At 64.8% G+C, this 16,357-nt stretch carries 16 protein-coding genes; 7 read left to right on the plus strand and 9 right to left on the minus strand.

Annotated elements, in window-relative coordinates:
- The first annotated feature begins 225 nt into the window (after positions 1–225).
- Entirely contained in the window at positions 226–1,206 is a 981-nt protein-coding gene (locus M2427_RS33150) for an MBL fold metallo-hydrolase (protein ID WP_280711018.1), read from the plus strand.
- A gap of 163 nt (positions 1,207–1,369) precedes the next feature.
- Here the strand turns inward: M2427_RS33150 and M2427_RS33155 are convergent, their stop codons facing one another.
- Complete coding sequence (locus tag M2427_RS33155) at positions 1,370–2,071, minus strand: SIMPL domain-containing protein (RefSeq protein WP_280711019.1); 702 nt, start codon at positions 2,069–2,071, stop codon at positions 1,370–1,372.
- A gap of 5 nt (positions 2,072–2,076) precedes the next feature.
- The gene (locus M2427_RS33160; RefSeq protein WP_280711020.1) at positions 2,077–2,844 is read right to left on the minus strand and encodes a GyrI-like domain-containing protein; all 768 of its coding nucleotides are present in this window, start codon (positions 2,842–2,844) and stop codon (positions 2,077–2,079) included.
- A gap of 218 nt (positions 2,845–3,062) precedes the next feature.
- Between M2427_RS33160 and dapF the strand changes: the two genes are divergently transcribed.
- Positions 3,063–3,938: a diaminopimelate epimerase gene (gene dapF, locus M2427_RS33165; RefSeq protein WP_280711021.1), complete on the plus strand. Its 876-nt coding sequence runs from the start codon at positions 3,063–3,065 to the stop codon at positions 3,936–3,938.
- Positions 3,938–5,194 (plus strand): tRNA (N(6)-L-threonylcarbamoyladenosine(37)-C(2))-methylthiotransferase MtaB, encoded by a 1,257-nt coding sequence (mtaB, locus tag M2427_RS33170; RefSeq protein WP_280711022.1) that lies wholly within the window; start codon positions 3,938–3,940, stop codon positions 5,192–5,194. The genes dapF and mtaB overlap by 1 nt, the downstream gene beginning before the upstream one ends.
- 181 nt (positions 5,195–5,375) lie before the next feature.
- Here mtaB and M2427_RS33175 read toward each other — a convergent pair whose 3' ends face one another.
- Both M2427_RS33175 and M2427_RS33180 read right to left on the minus strand, forming a co-directional pair.
- A complete protein-coding gene (locus M2427_RS33175) occupies positions 5,376–6,485 on the minus strand; it encodes a DUF2336 domain-containing protein (RefSeq protein ID WP_280711023.1) in 1,110 nt (369 codons plus the stop codon).
- Positions 6,486–6,589: 104 nt separating this feature from the next.
- Entirely contained in the window at positions 6,590–7,291 is a 702-nt protein-coding gene (locus M2427_RS33180) for an RNA pseudouridine synthase (RefSeq protein WP_280711024.1), read from the minus strand.
- A gap of 60 nt (positions 7,292–7,351) precedes the next feature.
- On the opposite strand from M2427_RS33180, the gene ftsY reads away from it, so the two are divergent.
- The 3 genes from ftsY to M2427_RS33195 all read left to right on the plus strand — a co-directional run bounded on the left by ftsY (position 7,352) and on the right by M2427_RS33195 (position 10,325).
- Positions 7,352–8,299, plus strand: a complete 948-nt coding sequence (gene ftsY / locus M2427_RS33185; RefSeq protein ID WP_280711025.1) for a signal recognition particle-docking protein FtsY — start codon at positions 7,352–7,354, stop codon at positions 8,297–8,299.
- 3 nt (positions 8,300–8,302) lie between these two features.
- Positions 8,303–8,905 carry a septation protein A gene (locus tag M2427_RS33190; RefSeq protein ID WP_280711026.1) on the plus strand — a complete coding sequence of 201 codons (603 nt, stop codon included), beginning with the start codon at positions 8,303–8,305 and terminating at the stop codon, positions 8,903–8,905.
- A 220-nt stretch (positions 8,906–9,125) separates the two neighbouring features.
- Entirely contained in the window at positions 9,126–10,325 is a 1,200-nt protein-coding gene (locus M2427_RS33195) for a hypothetical protein (protein WP_280711027.1), read from the plus strand.
- Between the two features lie 34 nt (positions 10,326–10,359).
- Here the strand turns inward: M2427_RS33195 and M2427_RS33200 are convergent, their stop codons facing one another.
- The 5 genes from M2427_RS33200 to ccmA all read right to left on the minus strand — a co-directional run bounded on the left by M2427_RS33200 (position 10,360) and on the right by ccmA (position 13,297).
- A complete protein-coding gene (locus M2427_RS33200; protein ID WP_280711029.1) occupies positions 10,360–10,953 on the minus strand; it encodes a DsbE family thiol:disulfide interchange protein in 594 nt (197 codons plus the stop codon).
- On the minus strand, positions 10,950–11,135 hold the full coding sequence (gene ccmD / locus M2427_RS33205; protein WP_280711030.1) for a heme exporter protein CcmD: 186 nt from the start codon (positions 11,133–11,135) through the stop codon (positions 10,950–10,952). Before ccmD ends, M2427_RS33200 begins: the two co-directional genes overlap by 4 nt.
- Entirely contained in the window at positions 11,132–11,863 is a 732-nt protein-coding gene (locus M2427_RS33210; RefSeq protein WP_280711031.1) for a heme ABC transporter permease, read from the minus strand. The genes ccmD and M2427_RS33210 overlap by 4 nt, the downstream gene beginning before the upstream one ends.
- A gap of 77 nt (positions 11,864–11,940) precedes the next feature.
- A complete protein-coding gene (ccmB, locus tag M2427_RS33215; RefSeq protein ID WP_280711032.1) occupies positions 11,941–12,609 on the minus strand; it encodes a heme exporter protein CcmB in 669 nt (222 codons plus the stop codon).
- A gap of 85 nt (positions 12,610–12,694) precedes the next feature.
- Entirely contained in the window at positions 12,695–13,297 is a 603-nt protein-coding gene (gene ccmA / locus M2427_RS33220) for a heme ABC exporter ATP-binding protein CcmA (protein ID WP_280711033.1), read from the minus strand.
- A gap of 243 nt (positions 13,298–13,540) precedes the next feature.
- Here ccmA and acnA point away from each other — a divergent pair, with 243 nt between their 5' ends.
- Positions 13,541–16,261 carry an aconitate hydratase AcnA gene (acnA, locus tag M2427_RS33225; protein WP_280711034.1) on the plus strand — a complete coding sequence of 907 codons (2,721 nt, stop codon included), beginning with the start codon at positions 13,541–13,543 and terminating at the stop codon, positions 16,259–16,261.
- The last annotated feature ends 96 nt before the right edge of the window (positions 16,262–16,357 follow it).

Here is a 16,357-nt window from a genome sequence, read left to right on the forward strand (position 1 = left end):
TGGCCTCCAGGGCCAGTCGGCGGGTCGAAAAGAAAGCCTTTCCGAGAAAGTGGCGGGGTTAAACGCCGCTCAGGCCTGAAAGTCAAGGAAAGTTAGGGGGGCGGGGCGCCTCTGCCGGGGCAAGGCCTTGAAAACGGGCGCTTTCCGCCGATGGGTTCCTTTTTCGGCGGCCCCGCCCATATAGCCGGTGATGTCTTACCTCTGCCACCAACCTTGATGTCTCGCATGAAAACCTATGACGGCCCCGTCTCCGACCATTTCAATGGTCTGCATTTCTTCGACCCGGACGGCTCGCCGCCAAAATCGCTCAGCGAGGTGCTGCGCTGGCAGCTCAGCCGTGGGCGGGAGCGCGCGAGATGGCCCGTGTGGGTTCCGAGCCCTCACGCCGACACTCCGCCGGAGCGGGTCGACGGCGACAAGGTCCGGCTTTCTTTCGTCGGCCACGCCAGCTGGCTGATCCAGACCGGTGGCCTCAATATCCTCGTCGATCCTGTCTGGTCCTCGCGGGTCTCGCCGGTCGCCTGGGCCGGGCCGAAGCGGCACAACGATCCCGGCATCGCCTTCGAAAAGCTGCCTGACATCGACGTCGTGCTGGTTTCGCACGGCCACTACGATCATTTGGACATCGCGACATTGTCGCGGCTCGCAAAGAATTTCGCGCCGCGCGTGGTCACCCCGCTCGGCAATGACGTGACGATGCGCAGCGCCGACTCCACCATCAAGGTGGAGGCCTTCGACTGGCATGATCGCGTCGAGCTCGGTGGTGGCATTGCCGCGCATCTCGTGCCGACACGGCACTGGACCGCGCGCGGCATGTTCGATCGCAACAAGGCGCTGTGGGCGAGTTTTGTGTTGGAGACGCCGGCCGGGAAAATCTACGTCGTCTGCGATTCCGGCTATGGCGATGGCAGCCATTTCCGCCGCGTCGCCGAGCAGCACGGGAAGTTGCGTCTGGCGATCCTGCCCATCGGTGCCTACGAGCCGCGCTGGTTCATGCGCGACCAGCACATGAACCCGGAAGATGCGGTGAAGGCTCTGGCGGATTGCGGCGCAGAGCAAGCCCTCGGGCATCATCACGGCACGTTCCAGCTGACGGATGAGGCGATCGACGCGCCGGCAAAAGCGTTGGTGGAAGCGCTCGATGCCGCGAAGATTCCGCAGGAGCGGTTCGTGGCGATGAAGCCGGGACAGGTGGTGGAGATTTAGGTCTCTCTACGCACACCGCTCGTGCCCCGGACGCAGCGCAGCGCTACTTTAGCGGTGCGCTGCAGAGCCGGGGCCCATGTCGCAGTGGTGTGCCGTGTTGCTTGCTGGGTCCCGGCTCTGCGCAGCAACGCTGGCGCGTTGCAGCGTGTCCGGGACACAAGACTTACTGCCCCTGCTTGATCGCCCAACTCACATTCACCGTCACCGACAGCGTTTCCTCGCCCGGCGCAACCGCGGCAGGGGCTGCCATCGGCGCTGCAGCCATGCGGCCTTTGAACAGAGGCATCGGCGCGCCACCCTCAGAGACGCTGAGCGGCGCGCCCAGCGTGACGCCGTTGGCCTTGGCATAGATCTCGGCCTTGCGCCGCGCGTCCGCGACCGCCTGCTCGCGCGCATCGTCGAGCAGCTTTGAGGCCTGCGTCACTTCGAACGAGATGTTGCCGATGTCGTTCGCACCGGCGCTGACCAGCGTGTCGATGATGCCGGCGACCTTGGTCACGTCGCGGATCTTCACCGTGACGCGGTTGGAGGCACGGAAGCCGACCACTGGCGAGGCACCGCTCGAGCGGTTCGGCGCATATTGCGGCTGCAACGACAGGCGCGAGGTCTGGTAGTCCTTCTCCGGGATGCCTGCGCCCTTCAGCGCCAGCAGCACCTTGCCCATCGCAGCGTTGTTGGCGTCAGACGCTTCCTTCGCCGATTTGGCGTCGTTGGCAACACCGGCATCGATCTGCGCCAGATCAGGCGCCGCCGAGACCGTCGCCTCGCCGCTCACCGAGATGGCGGACGGAAAATCCTCGGCGAGCGCGGGCGTCGCCAGCAGCGTGGCGGCGAAAAGGGCAACAACGGCGACAGGCTTCTTCATCGGTCTCACTTCAGCGGCACGAACACGTTGATCACGAGCTTGTCCTCGGCCGTCTTGAGCGGATCGGTGAGGTACTCCTCGATGAAGGTGTCCTTGGCTTCCAGCTTCTTGTCGTCGAGGTGATTGGTGATCGCCTCATAGGTGTTGTCCATGTTGTCGTAAGAGCCGCGATGGACGAATTTCAGCGCCTTGCCCTCCGGCGATTTGCCGATGCTCATGTCCTTGCTCAGGTTCTTCGGGTCCTGCTCGACCGGGATCTCGGCGAGGAAGGTGAAGCCGGTGTCGTCAGTCGAGGTGTAGACGATCATCGAATTGCCGGCATGCTTGATGCCCTGCTTGTCGAGCAGCGTGTTCAACGCCTTGAAGGCGTCGACCAGGGTGTCGAAGGCCGAGTCCCAGTTGGCGGTGCCCTTGACCATCACGACCTTCTTGGCTTCGAGCGTGGTTTCCAGGCCAAAGGGATCGGCGGTCTGAACCGGAGCAGGGGTGGCGGCCGCCGCCGGGGGCGGTGCCGCCGGGCTCGGCGAGGCGCTGGCTGCGGGTGAAGGCGTTGTGGCAGGCGCCGGCGATGCGCTGGCTGCCGGAGACGGCGTTGCCACTGGCGCGGGCGAAGCGCTCGCGGCCGGGGAGGGCGAGGCCGACGGGGCAGGCGAGGGGCTCGCTGAGGCCGCCGGCGCCGGGCTCGGCGTCTGCGCGAGAGCGCCTGACAGGCCGAACGACAGGGCCGCTGCCGGGATCAGCGCGGCCAGAGCAAGACGACGAAACCCGATCATTTTATTCTCCCCAAGAAACTTCCGCATCAAGGCCTGAGCGCCCAGGCCCAAATCCGGCCGCGCATCCCGGATCGCGCGAACTGCGCCGTTCTAACACGCGAGCGCCAAATTCGTCCCATGACAGATGCGTCATGGCAGACGCCCAGGCCTCGGATGCCAAATCACTGGCCAAGCCGCCAAGGATCGCCATATAAGGCAGGCGAAATTCAGGAATTTTCATGAGCGCGCTGGCCAACCACGCATTTGCCAAGATGAACGGCATCGGCAACGAGATTGTCGTTGTCGACATGCGCGATTCCGCGGGCAAGGTCACGCCTGGTGATGCCCGCGCGGTGGCGTCCGCGGATGGCGGTGTGCCCTATGACCAGCTCATGGTGCTGCAGAAGCCGCGGCTCGATGGCACCGAAGCCTTCATCAGCATCTACAACAGCGACGGTTCGGAAGCCGGCGCCTGCGGCAACGGCATGCGTTGCGTGGTTCGCCGCATCTTCGAAAAAACCGGACAGGCCACGGCGACCTTCCAGACCGCAGCCGGCCTGCTCAATGCCTGGCAGGGTCCGGCGCCTGATCTCTACACCGTCGACATGGGCGCGCCGAAGTTCGGCTGGCAGGACATTCCGCTGGCGGAGGAGTTTCGCGACACCCGCTACATCGAATTGCAGATCGGGCCGATCGACAATCCGATCCTGCATTCGCCGTCGGTGGTCAGCATGGGCAATCCGCATGCGATCTTCTGGGTCGACGACGTCAGCGCGTATGATCTCGAGCGCTTCGGGCCGCTCTTGGAAAATCATCCGATCTTCCCTGAGCGCGCCAACATCACGCTCGCCCATATCGTCGACCGCGAGCACATCACGATGCGCACCTGGGAGCGCGGTGCGGGGCTCACCCGTGCGTGCGGCTCGGCGGCCTGCGCGACGGCCGTTGCAGCGGCGCGGCTGAAGCGCACCGAGCGCAAGGTCGAGATGACGCTGCCGGGCGGCAAGCTCGGCATCGAATGGCGCGAGCGCGACGATCACGTGCTGATGACAGGCACCGCGACCTTCGAATATGAAGGCCATTTCGATCCGGCGCTGTTCGCGCCGGTGGGCTGATGGCCGTCGACATCGTCACCTTCGGCTGCCGCCTCAACGCTTTCGAGGCCGAGGTGATCCGCCGCGAGGCGGAAGGTGCCGGCCTTTCCGATACCATCGTCATCAACAGCTGTGCCGTCACCAACGAGGCGGTGGCGCAGGCACGGCAGTCGATCCGAAAATTGAAGCGCGAGCGGCCGGAAGCGCGCATCGTCGTCACCGGCTGCGCGGCGCAGACGCAGAGCGCGATGTTCGCCGACATGGCCGAGGTCGATCGCGTCGTCGGCAATGACGACAAGATGCGCGGTGATGCCTGGCGCGCGGCCCGCGATGCCTTCGATCTCGGCGCCAGCGAGAAGATCGCCGTCAGCGACATCATGGCCGTGAAGGACATGGCGCCGCATCTGATCGACGGCTATGCCAGCGGCCTGCCGCGCGTGTTCGTGCAGGTGCAGAACGGCTGCGACCACCGCTGCACCTTCTGCATCATTCCCTATGGCCGCGGCAATTCCCGCTCGGTGCCGATGGGCGCTGTGGTGGATCAGGTGCGGACGCTGGTGGAGCGCGGCCATGCCGAGATCGTGCTGACAGGCGTCGATCTCACCAGCTATGGCGCTGACCTGCCGGGCGCGCCAAAGCTTGGCCTGCTGACCAGGCAGATCTTGCGACACGTGCCGGAGCTGAAGCGGCTGCGCATCTCCTCGATCGATTCGATCGAGGCGGACAGCGATCTGTTGGATGCCATTGCCGACGATATCAGGCTGATGCCGCATCTGCATCTGTCGCTGCAGTCCGGCGACGACATGATCCTGAAGCGGATGAAGCGGCGGCATTCGCGCAGCGATTCGATTGCATTTTGCGATCAGGTGCGGCGCCTGCGCCCGGATATCGCCTTCGGCGCCGACATCATCGCGGGCTTTCCGACCGAGACCGAGGAGATGTTTGCGCGCTCGCTCGATCTCGTCGAGGAATGCGGCCTGACGTTCCTGCACGTCTTCCCCTATTCACCGCGCCCGGGCACGCCAGCCGCAAAGATGCCGCAGGTGGCGGGTGGCGCGATCAAGGAACGCGCGAAGCGGTTGCGTGCGGCTGGAGAAGTGGCGTTACGACAACGGCTGCAGGCCGAGATCGGCGCGACGCGCGATGTGCTGATCGAGAGCGATGGTCAGGGGCGCACCGAGCACTATCTCCCGGTCGCGATCGCAGGCGAGCGCGTCGGTAGCGTCGTGCCGCGAAGGATTGTTGGTAATGATGGCGAGCGGCTGATCACACACTGAACTGTCGTCCCGGCGAAGGCCGGGACCCATACCGCGTGATCTATCGGTCGCGCGCGGTGCTTGCCCCAGCCGAGCTGAGCAACTGCGAGTCTTCGCTAAACTACACCCTGTGGTTAAGGGTCCCGGCCTTCGCCGGGACGACACCGAGGGTGTGGATTTAGAGTGCTTAAATTGCGCGATCCTACGACGCCCGCACCTGCCAGAAGCGCAACGTCCGTCGCGCGTTCTCCGGCGACATGCGTGCAAAATTGTTTTTCGCTCTCGCGACATCCGCCGGCTTCATCGCTCCACTCGCAAAGCGGCTTTCGAGCACGGCGGCGGTCGTTTCCCAGCTCAGCTGTGCCGCCTTGCACGGCACCAGCAGGCCGTCTTCGCGCAGGCTCTGCATCAGCGGACGTATCACTTCCACGGTCGATCCTGACAGCGCCGCCAGCGCGGCCACCGCCTCTTCGTAGCGCCGGTGTTTTGCGAAATTGAGCAGCGTCGCTTCGGTGAGCTGGCCCGATGCCTTGAGGTTCGCGATCGCCCGCTTGGCGCCCTCGAAATCGCGCACACCCGACATCTCGCGCTCGACGCCGACGGTGACGGCGGCGATCGCGCTCTGGATTTCCTCGAACAGATGCGGCGGCGCGCGCGACAGCAATCGCGTGCGGACCGCGTCCGTCGCCGAGCGCAGCAATTTGCGGCGCAGCTCCGACGGCAGGTCGACGCGCACGCCGACGCTGACGGCGAGCTCCGGATCGCTTTCTGCCTGGCCGACGATGATGGCAAAGCCGTTGCCCGAGACGCGCGCGCCGGGATTGGCAGCAAGGCGCCGGCTGACACTGGGATAGCGGCGCGCCAGCAGCGCGTCGGTCACGATCTCCTTCAGCCACCAGCGGCCGGCAACGGCGAGCAGATGCGGCTCGCCCTTGCTGGAGGCGATCTTCACCAGATCGCCGTCGTCGAGCCGCGCGGATTCCTGCAGCACCGGACCGGCAATGCGGATCTCGTCATTGTTGGCGAGGCGGCGGATCACCGAAGGCGGCGCCTGCGTGATCGGCGCGAGCTGGGCGCTGATTTCGGCGAGCGCAATGCGCGCGCCCATGTCGGCGATGGCGCGCAGCTCGATGGTGCCGATCAGGCGCTCGAGCACGTCATCGAACAGCGCGATCTGCTCGTCGTTGAAGCTGCCGGCGGAGGAGAGGAACAGGTCCGTGACGCGCCGGGCGGTCTCCAGCCCCTTTTCCGCCGAGCCGGTCCGGATCGCGGATTCGACCTCGTCGATGATCGATAGCTGGGCGGTAGACATGACGCGCGGCTCGTCCTGAGCGGATGATGGATGCTTCTTCTAAGCAGGCGCTATCATTAGAGGCGAGCACTGAACGTTTCGTAAACCATGCCTCCTTGAGGCCACTATTCCCCGTTCCAGCCGCAGGCGCGGAGCTTCTCGTGCATGTGGGGCGGGGCCGGCGCGACGACGCGAATCGGCTCCCTGTTCCTCGAAATCGGCACCACGATCTCGCGGGAATGCAAATGCAGCTTCGGCTCGCCGAAGCGCGGGCCGTTGCCGTAAATGTTATCGCCGAAGATCGGCCAGCCGGTCGCTGAGGAATGCACGCGCAATTGATGGGTCCGCCCGGTGACCGGTTCCATGGCGAGCCAGGTAAAACCCTCCCCCCGGCCCATCACCTTCCAGTTGGTGACCGCCTTCTGGCCCTCGGGGTCGGGCTTCTGCCACCAGCCGCGTTCGGCATTGAGCCGGCCGAGCGGCATGTCGATGGTGCCTTCGTCCTCGGCTGGGCCGCCCTCGACCACGGTCCAGTAGGTCTTGCCGATCTTGCCGTGCTTGAACAGGAGGCCGAGCGAGGCGGTCGCCTTGCGATGGCGGCCGAGCACGAGGCAGCCGGAAGTGTCCTTGTCCAGCCGGTGGGCCAGCACCGGCGGCCGCGGCAGGCCGAAGCAGAGCGCCGTGAAGGAGTCCTCCAGATTGGCGCCGCCCTTGGGGCCGCGATGCACCGGCAGCCCGGAGGGCTTGTCGATGATCAGCATCAATCCGTCGCGGTGGAGCACACGCGCCTGGATCTCCTCGGCGGTCAATTCGGGAACATCGAGCAATTGCAGGACTTTCGGACAAGACTTTCGTTTGGGGGCGGGAACGGCTAACACACCCCCGCCATGAACGATACCACGTCAGATCCCCCCAAGCTGAGCTGGTGGCGCCGCCTGTCCAACGGGCTGAAGCGCACCTCGTCCTCGCTGGGGACCGCAGTTGCCGACCTCGTCACCAAGCGCAAGCTCGACCGCGCCATGCTCGACGACATCGAGGACGTGCTGCTGCGCGCCGATCTCGGCACGTCAGTCGCTGTGCGGATTGCGGATGCCGTCGGCACCGGGCGCTATGACAAGGCGATCTCGGCCGACGAGGTCAAGGACGTGGTCGCGACCGAGGTCGAGAAGGTGCTGGCCCCTGTCGCCAAGCCGCTCGAGATCGACGCCAGCAAGAAGCCGTTCGTGATCCTCGTGGTCGGCGTCAACGGCTCCGGCAAGACCACGACGATTGGAAAACTCTCGCAGAAATTTGCCTCCGAAGGCCGCAAGGTGATGCTGGCCGCCGGCGACACGTTTCGCGCGGCCGCCATCGAGCAGCTCAAGGTCTGGGGCGAGCGCACCAGAACGCCTGTGATCTCGGGCGCGCAGGGATCGGATTCAGCGAGCCTCGCCTTCAATGCGCTGACCGCGGCGAAAGAGCAGACCATCGATGTGCTCCTGATCGACACCGCCGGCCGCCTGCAGAACAAGTCGGAGCTGATGAACGAGCTCGAGAAGGTCGTCCGTGTCATCCGCAAGGTCGACGCGTCGGCACCGCATGCGGTGCTCCTCGTGCTCGACGCCACCGTCGGCCAGAACGCGCTGTCGCAGGTCGAGGCCTTCCATCGGGCGGCAGGGGTCACGGGCCTGGTGATGACCAAGCTCGACGGCACCGCGCGCGGCGGCATTCTGGTGGCGCTCGCGGAAAAGTTCAAACTGCCGGTGCATTTCATCGGCGTCGGCGAAGGCGTCGACGATCTCGCGCCGTTCACCGCGCGCGATTTCGCCCGCGCCATTGCCGGAATCGAAAGCTAGAGTATGGACAAGACCCAGCCGCATCCGCTGTTCAAGCTTGCGACCGAGCTCGGTCCGCTGCTCGTGTTCTTCTTCGTCAATGCGAAGTTCAATCTGTTCGCCGCGACCGGCGCCTTCATGGTCGCGATCGTGGCGGCGATGATCGCCTCCTATGTGGTGACGCGCCACATTCCGATCATGGCGATCGTCACGGGCGTGATCGTGCTGGTGTTCGGCACGCTGACCCTGGTGCTGCACGACGAGACCTTCATCAAGGTCAAGCCGACCATCATCTACGGCCTGTTCGCTGCGATCCTCGGCGGCGGCCTGTTGTTCGGCCGTTCCTTCATCGCTGTCATGTTCGACCAGATGTTCAATCTGACGCCGCAGGGCTGGCGTATCCTCACCCTGCGCTGGGCGCTGTTTTTCGCCGGCATGGCGGTGCTGAACGAGATTGTCTGGCGCACCCAGAGCACGGACTTCTGGGTGAACTTCAAGGTGTTCGGCGTCACGCCCATCACCATGATCTTCGCCATCGCCCAGATGCCGCTGACCAAGCGCTATGGCGCCGAGCCGGTGTCGCTGGAGACCAGTGAGGCCGAGGCGGGGGATATCAGGAAGGGGTGACGCCCGGCTTGTGGTTCCCGCCTGCCAACGCCGATCAAGCCTATTCACGCTGCAGTGCACTTCGCGCGCGCGTCATGGTCGGATCGGGCGGCGGATCCGATCAGCTTCTTCACGGCTCTGTAACTGCAAGCTGAAATTATTCAGCGCTTTACCTGACCTGAAGGGTCGAAGGCGGTAGCCTTTCCCGTCAAGGCATGGTGGCACGCCGGAGGGCACGGTGGTGAGCGCGAACAAACAGGACCACACTGCTGAACACCTGATTCAGTACCTCCGGCAGCTCGCTCCGCAGGTCCGGCGCCGCCTGCTTGCCGAGTTGGAACGGCTGCATCTCCTCGGCGAGGATATTCCGCATTCCGAACCATTGATCGCGGCGCTCCGCGCCGAGTTCCGCAACACGGGGCAGAATCATTATCGCGTCGGAAATCCCTCACGCTACTTCTTCGAGCCTCTCGAGCCGGTCATGGTCGATAAGGCGCCGGAGCGAGCCAATAGCGGCCAGATCGCCCGTGGATCGCTCGCGCCGATCTGGAGCCTCGTGACCGAGCAATTGCTGCGCAGCATGGCCGCCGACTACATCGCCAATGCGACCAAGGCCATCTCCGCCGATAAGCAGCCCGAGGCGCGGCAGATGGCCCGAGCGTTCCAGAAGAAGGTCGTGATCTCACTCAGCGGCCTGCTTGATTCTGCCGAAGGCGCCGCCAATGTTCGGAACGGGCTGATGGCCTATACCAGTTCGCATGCGACGTTCGACGACCTCAAGAAGATGCTGCGCTGCCTCGACATGCAGCGGGAGCTTGAGGAGTTTGGCCGTACGCTCCCGCCGAAGATTGCCCGACTCGAGGGCGTCAGCCTCGACAATGTCCTCCGCCTCTTGTGCGCGCTCAAGACCAAGTGCGTCGATGTCGTGCCGTTCGCGCTCACGATCGTCGCAAAGCGTCTGGAAATGCCTTGGGAGCTGCTATCCGTCGCGACCGGTCCGGCCGACGACCGGAGTGCGGCGCGGATCGCGGCGTCTCCCTTCGCGATTGCGGTTTCGATGGTGCTCGATCAGATCGAGGAGAAGCATCTCCTCCTGCTCTTTGCGCTCAGGAACAACCGTCCGGTGCGGGCCAAGGAGATCGTTGCCGAAATCTACCGGATCGAGGAGGCGCTGCGGACTCAGATCGAGCTCAAAGGGTCCGACTGGGCCCGGCAGCTGGACGACCTGATGAGCGCCGTCCGGATCGCCATCGACGCGGAGATCAGCAGCATTCCGAGCGATCACCGGCACTTGACGCACATTCTGGAATCGCCGCGGTTGCGCCCGGACCATTCCTTCAGCCACAAGGTCGGCCATATGTTCGAGAAGGGCTGGGACGTCGTGACCGGCTTGCTTGCAGGCAACATCGACACGACCCATCGTCGCGACAACGTATCGTGACCTCAGTTCGCGGAGGAATTCGTCCGCGCCATCGTCAGCTGCCCGCCCTGAGCGCCTTGGCGAGTTCGGGCAAGAGCACGGCTTTGAAATTGTCCGGCGTGATCGGGCCGACCAGCTTGTAGACGATGGTGCCTTCGGGGCCGACGACGAACGTCTCCGGCACGCCGTAGACGCCCCATTCGATCGAGGCGCGGCCGTTGGCGTCGGTGCCGACGCGGCCGAACGGGTTGCCGTAGCGGCCGAGGAAACGCCGCGCATTGTCGGGCGCATCCTTGTAGTTGATGCCGACCATCTGGAAGCGCTTGTCCGCGGCGAGCTCGGTCAGCAGCGGCGCTTCGTCGTGACAGGGCACGCACCAGGACGCCCAGACATTGACGAGGCTGACCTTGCCCTTGAACGCGGCGGGATCGAGGCCGGGCACCTGCGCGCCGCCGGCCTGCAATCCCTGGAGCGGCGGCAGCGTGATCTGCGGCGCGGGCTTTCCGATCAGTGCGGAGGGAATGCGCGAGTGGTCGCCGCCGCTGAGCCCGAACCAGAACAGCGCGGCAAGCCCGATGAAGGCGAGCAGTGGCAGCACCATCAGGAAGGTGCGGCGTTGGGTCGGCGCGGAGGTCGTTTGATCGCTCATTGTGTATCCACGGCGCTGCGGCCCGAGCGGCGCGTAACGCCGCTGCGCTCGAGCTCACGCAAGCGCTCCGTCTGGTTGCGATAGTCGATGATGACCCAGCCGATCAACATCACGACCACGATGGCTGCTGCGGCATAGGACGCCACGATGAAGGACGCATAGGGACCGAACGACATCGTCATGCAGCTTTCTGACCTGCCTGCATCATCTGCAGGGATCGCACGCGCCGGCGCAAAATCTCGTTGCGCATGGCAGCCAAATGAAGCGTGACGAACAGCAGCGTGAAGGCGACGGCCATCACCAGCAGCGGAATCAGGAACGCCTTGTCGAGCGTCGAGCCGCCCATGCGCATCACCGAGGCCGGCTGATGCAGCGTGTTCCACCAGTCGACCGAGAATTTGATGATGGGAAGATTGAGCGCGCCGACCAATGTCAGCACCGCAGCCGCACGCGCCGCGCGCGTGGGATCCTCCACCGCGCGCCACAGCGCCATCAGGCCGAGATACATCAGGAACAGGATCAGCACCGACGTCAGCCGCGCATCCCATTCCCAATAGGTGCCCCACATCGGCCGGCCCCACAGCGAGCCCGTCAGCAACGCGAGGAAGGTGAAGCTGGCGCCGATCGGGGCCGCCGCCTTCGCCGCGACGTCGGCGAGCGGATGCCGCCACACCAGCGTGCCGAGCGAGGCGACGCTCATCACGCCCCACACGAACATCGACAGCCACGCATTGGGCACGTGGATGAACATGATCTTCACGGTCGCACCCTGCTGATAATCGTCGGGCGCAACAGCGGATTGATAGAGGCCGATCGCGAGCAGGATGAGTGTCGCGGCCGCAAGCCACGGCAGCACCCGCGCCGAGAGCGCGAGGAACCGTGTGGGGTTGGCGAGGTCGATCAGCGACATTGGTATCCTGATAATCACCGGGGACTGCTCACGCAATCAACATGAAAGCGCGCAGCGAAAGTTGATCGGGGTCAAGGTCAATCCAAGCCATGTTTCAGGCTCGCCGCCGCCGCAAACGGGCCGATCACGAGGCTGACCAGCGACAGCGCGCACAGGATCGAGAACGGCGCGCCGAACGACAGCGGCCCGGTGATCGCGGCCTGCGAGGCGGCGACCCCGAAGATCAGGACGGGAATCGACAGCGGCAGCACCAGCACGGCCATCAGCAGCCCGCCCCGGTGCAACGTCACGGCCAGTGCCGCGCCGATCATGCCGGTGAAGGTCAGCGCCGGGGTGCCGGCCAGCAGCGTCAGCGCCACCGCGCCGGTTGCGACCATATCGAGGTTGAGCAGCAGGCCGAGCACGGGGGTTGCGACGATGAGCGGCAGGCCGGCTGCCAGCCAATGCGCCAGCGCCTTGGCGGCGCAGGCCAGTTCCAGCGGCGTCCGGCTCATCGTGATCAGGTCGAGCGAGCCATCCTCATGGTCGGCCATGAACAGCCGGTCCAGCGTCAGCAGGCTCGCCAGCAGCGCGCCCAGCCACAGGATCGCCGGCCCCAGCCGCGACAGCAGCGCCAGGTCCGGCCCGACCGCGAACGGCATCAGCACCACCACGGTCAGGAAGAACAGCACGCCGATCAACGCCCCGCCGCCGACGCGGAGCGCGATCCTGAAGTCCCGGCGGATCAGGGCGGCGAGGGCGGTCATGGGGAGGCCCTTTCGGCGGACAAGAGGGGGGAGGGAACGGAGAGAGCGGAGCCCAGCCGCTTGGAAAACTGAGGGTCGGACTCTCTCACGCCACACCCCCGATCCGCAGCTCCCGCGATTCGACCCCCAACGGCCCGTGGGTGGCCGCGATGATCATCCCGCCACGCGTAAGATGCTCCCGCATGAGCCCGCCAAACATGTCCTGGCCGGCGACGTCCAGCGCCGTGGTCGGCTCGTCCAGCAGCCAGACCGGGCGGCGGACCGTCAGCAGCCGGGCCAGCGAGAGCCGGCGGCGCTGGCCGGCGGACAGGAAGGCAGCGGGTAAATGAGCGGCGTGGTCGAGGCCGACTGTGGCCAGGCTTTCGGCCGCGTCAAAACGCTCGCCGCCCAAGAAATCAGCCCAGAATGATAGATTTTCCGCCACGCTCAGCGCCGGCTTCAGGGCATCGCGATGACCGAGATAGTGGCACTGCTCGGGCAGCGTCATGTCGGCGTCGCCCCCGTCCAGTACGATCGTGCCGCCAGCCGGAATGAGCAGGCCCGCAATCAGCCGCAGCAGCGAGGTCTTGCCCGATCCGTTGCGGCCGACGACCGCGACGGCTTCGCCGGAGGCTGCCTCGAAATCGAGCCCGGAAAACACCTCGCGGCCGCCGCGCACGCAAGTCACCGCGTGTCCGGTCAGCTGCATCTGGCCTGGTACCGTCACGTTCACAGCCGGGCCTCAGGAAATCTTGGGGTAGCGCATCAGAATTTTTGGCTCGCGACTTGCTCGGTACTGTTGTGGCTGTGGCGGCGCGGTTAGAAAGCTTCTATAAGCCCGGAACTACTTGATGCAGCAACTCAACCTGCCCCTGCAAGCGACCCCCAGCCGGACTCGCTGACGGTGTTAAAATACCCTGTGCCGGGTATAACTAACAATTGGGATTCCTACATGACCTCGCTCGACAGCTTCAAATGCAAAAAGACCCTCAAGGTCGGCGCCAAGACCTATGTCTATTACAGCCTGCCCACGGCCGAGAAGAATGGTCTGAAGGGAATTTCGAAACTTCCCTATTCGATGAAGGTCCTGCTCGAGAACCTCCTGCGCAACGAGGACGGCCGCACGGTCAAGAAGGAAGACATCGCGGCGGTCTCGAAGTGGCTGCGCAAGAAGTCGCTGGAGCATGAGATCGCGTTCCGCCCGGCCCGCGTGCTGATGCAGGATTTCACCGGCGTTCCTGCCGTCGTCGACCTCGCCGCGATGCGCAACGCGATGCAGAAGCTCGGCGGCGATGCCGAGAAGATCAACCCGCTGGTCCCGGTCGATCTCGTCATCGACCACTCGGTGATCGTGAACTTCTTCGGCGACAACAAGGCCTTCGGCAAGAACGTCGCGGAAGAATACAAGCAGAACCAGGAGCGCTACGAGTTCCTGAAGTGGGGCCAGAAGGCGTTCTCGAACTTCTCGGTCGTGCCGCCCGGCACCGGCATCTGCCACCAGGTCAATCTCGAATATCTCTCCCAGACGGTGTGGACCAAGAAGGAGAAGATGACGGTCGGCAAGAAGACCGGCACTTTCGAGGTCGCCTACCCTGACTCGCTGGTCGGCACCGACTCCCACACCACCATGGTCAACGGTCTTGCCGTGCTCGGCTGGGGCGTCGGCGGCATCGAGGCGGAAGCCTGCATGCTCGGCCAGCCGCTGTCGATGCTGCTGCCCACCGTCGTCGGCTTCAAGCTGAAGGGTGCGATGAAGGAAGGCGTCACCGCGACCGACCTCGTGCTGACCGTCACGCAAATGCTGCGCAAGCTCGGCGTGGTCGGCAAATTTGTCGAGTTCTTCGGCCCCGGCCTCGACAATCTCTCCGTCGCCGACAAGGCGACCATCGCCAACATGGCGCCCGAATATGGCGCGACCTGCGGCTTCTTCCCGGTCGACGCCGCCGCGCTCGACTATCTCAAGACCTCCGGCCGCGCCCCGGCGCGCGTCGCGCTGGTGCAGGCCTATGCCAAGGCGCAGGGCCTGTTCCGCACCGCCAAGTCGGCTGACCCCGTGTTCACGGAAACGCTGACCCTCGACCTCGCCGACGTCGTGCCGTCGATGGCCGGTCCGAAGCGTCCCGAAGGCCGCATCGCGCTGCCGTCGGTCGCCGAAGGTTTCTCGCTCGCACTCGGCACCGAGTACAAGAAGGCCGAGGAGCCCAACAAGCGCTTCCCCGTCGAAGGCAAGAAGTACGAGATCGGCCATGGCGACGTCGTCATCGCCGCCATCACCTCCTGCACCAACACCTCGAACCCGAGCGTGCTGATCGGCGCGGGTCTGCTCGCACGTAACGCCGCCGCGAAGGGCTTGAAGGCAAAACCGTGGGTGAAGACCTCGCTCGCTCCGGGCAGCCAGGTCGTCGCGGGCTATCTCGCCGATTCCGGCCTGCAGGCCGATCTCGACAAGGTCGGTTTCAACCTGGTCGGCTTCGGCTGCACCACCTGCATCGGCAATTCCGGTCCGCTTCCGGAAGAGATCTCGAAGTCGATCAACGAGAACGGCATCGTCGCCGCCGCCGTGCTGTCAGGTAACCGCAACTTCGAAGGCCGCGTCTCGCCGGACGTGCAGGCGAACTATCTCGCTTCGCCGCCGCTGGTCGTCGCGCACGCGCTCGCGGGCAGCGTCACCAAGAATCTCGCCGTCGAGCCGCTCGGCGAAGGCAAGGACGGCAAGCCGGTGTACCTCAAGGACATCTGGCCGACGACGAAGGAAATCAACGCCTTCATGAAGAAGTTCGTGACCGCGTCGATCTTCAAGAAGAAGTATGCCGACGTGTTCAAGGGCGACACCAACTGGCGCAAGATCAAGACGGTCGAGAGCGAGACCTATCGCTGGAACATGTCTTCGACCTATGTGCAGAACCCGCCCTATTTCGAAGGCATGAAGAAGGAGCCGGAGCCGGTTACCGACATCGTCGAGGCGCGCATCCTCGCCATGTTCGGCGACAAGATCACCACCGACCACATCTCGCCGGCCGGTTCGATCAAGCTCACCTCGCCCGCCGGCAAATATCTCAGCGAGCACCAGGTGCGTCCGGCCGACTTCAACCAGTACGGCACGCGCCGCGGCAACCATGAAGTGATGATGCGCGGCACCTTCGCCAACATCCGCATCAAGAATTTCATGCTCAAGGGCGCGGATGGAAATATCCCCGAAGGCGGTCTGACAAAACACTGGCCCGATGGCGAGCAGATGTCGATCTACGACGCCGCGATGAAGTACCAGCAGGAGCAGGTGCCGCTGGTCGTGTTCGCCGGCGCCGAATACGGCAACGGCTCCTCGCGCGACTGGGCTGCGAAGGGCACCCGTCTGCTCGGCGTGCGCGCCGTGATCTGCCAGAGCTTCGAGCGCATCCATCGCTCCAACCTGGTCGGCATGGGCGTGCTGCCGCTGATCTTCGAGGACGGCACCTCATGGTCGTCGCTCGGCCTCAAGGGCGACGAGAAGGTCACGCTGCGTGGCCTGGTCGGCGACCTCAAGCCGCGCCAGAAGCTGACCGCGGAGATCGTGTCGGGCGACGGTAAGTTGCAGCGCGTTTCGCTGCTTTGCCGCATCGATACGCTGGACGAGCTCGATTACTACCGGAACGGCGGTATCCTGCACTATGTGCTGCGCAAGCTGGCCGCGTAAGCGCGAATTTGTGAACAGTGGCTCACCGCGACGTGAGTAGAAGGTTAAGCGAAGGCGGCCTATCACAAGGCCGCCTTCGCTCGTTTGCGGTATGTT

It is taken from the genome of Bradyrhizobium sp. BR13661 (assembly GCF_029892425.1).
Taxonomy (GTDB): domain Bacteria; phylum Pseudomonadota; class Alphaproteobacteria; order Rhizobiales; family Xanthobacteraceae; genus Bradyrhizobium.

Excerpts from the sequence above, each read along its gene's own strand:
- M2427_RS33190 (WP_280711026.1), top strand. The coding sequence starts at position 8,303 with ATGGACAAGACCCAGCCGCATCCGCTGTTCAAGCTTGCGACCGAGCTC.
- ftsY (WP_280711025.1), top strand. The coding sequence starts at position 7,352 with ATGAACGATACCACGTCAGATCCCCCCAAGCTGAGCTGGTGGCGCCGC.
- M2427_RS33150 (WP_280711018.1), top strand. The coding sequence starts at position 226 with ATGAAAACCTATGACGGCCCCGTCTCCGACCATTTCAATGGTCTGCAT.
- ccmB (WP_280711032.1), bottom strand. The coding sequence starts at position 12,609 with ATGACCGCCCTCGCCGCCCTGATCCGCCGGGACTTCAGGATCGCGCTC.
- ccmA (WP_280711033.1), bottom strand. The coding sequence starts at position 13,297 with ATGCAGCTGACCGGACACGCGGTGACTTGCGTGCGCGGCGGCCGCGAG.
- dapF (WP_280711021.1), top strand. The coding sequence starts at position 3,063 with ATGAGCGCGCTGGCCAACCACGCATTTGCCAAGATGAACGGCATCGGC.
- M2427_RS33160 (WP_280711020.1), bottom strand. The coding sequence starts at position 2,844 with ATGATCGGGTTTCGTCGTCTTGCTCTGGCCGCGCTGATCCCGGCAGCG.
- mtaB (WP_280711022.1), top strand. The coding sequence starts at position 3,938 with ATGGCCGTCGACATCGTCACCTTCGGCTGCCGCCTCAACGCTTTCGAG.
- M2427_RS33210 (WP_280711031.1), bottom strand. The coding sequence starts at position 11,863 with ATGTCGCTGATCGACCTCGCCAACCCCACACGGTTCCTCGCGCTCTCG.
- acnA (WP_280711034.1), top strand. The coding sequence starts at position 13,541 with ATGACCTCGCTCGACAGCTTCAAATGCAAAAAGACCCTCAAGGTCGGC.
- ccmD (WP_280711030.1), bottom strand. The coding sequence starts at position 11,135 with ATGACGATGTCGTTCGGTCCCTATGCGTCCTTCATCGTGGCGTCCTAT.
- M2427_RS33175 (WP_280711023.1), bottom strand. The coding sequence starts at position 6,485 with ATGTCTACCGCCCAGCTATCGATCATCGACGAGGTCGAATCCGCGATC.
- M2427_RS33155 (WP_280711019.1), bottom strand. The coding sequence starts at position 2,071 with ATGAAGAAGCCTGTCGCCGTTGTTGCCCTTTTCGCCGCCACGCTGCTG.
- M2427_RS33200 (WP_280711029.1), bottom strand. The coding sequence starts at position 10,953 with ATGAGCGATCAAACGACCTCCGCGCCGACCCAACGCCGCACCTTCCTG.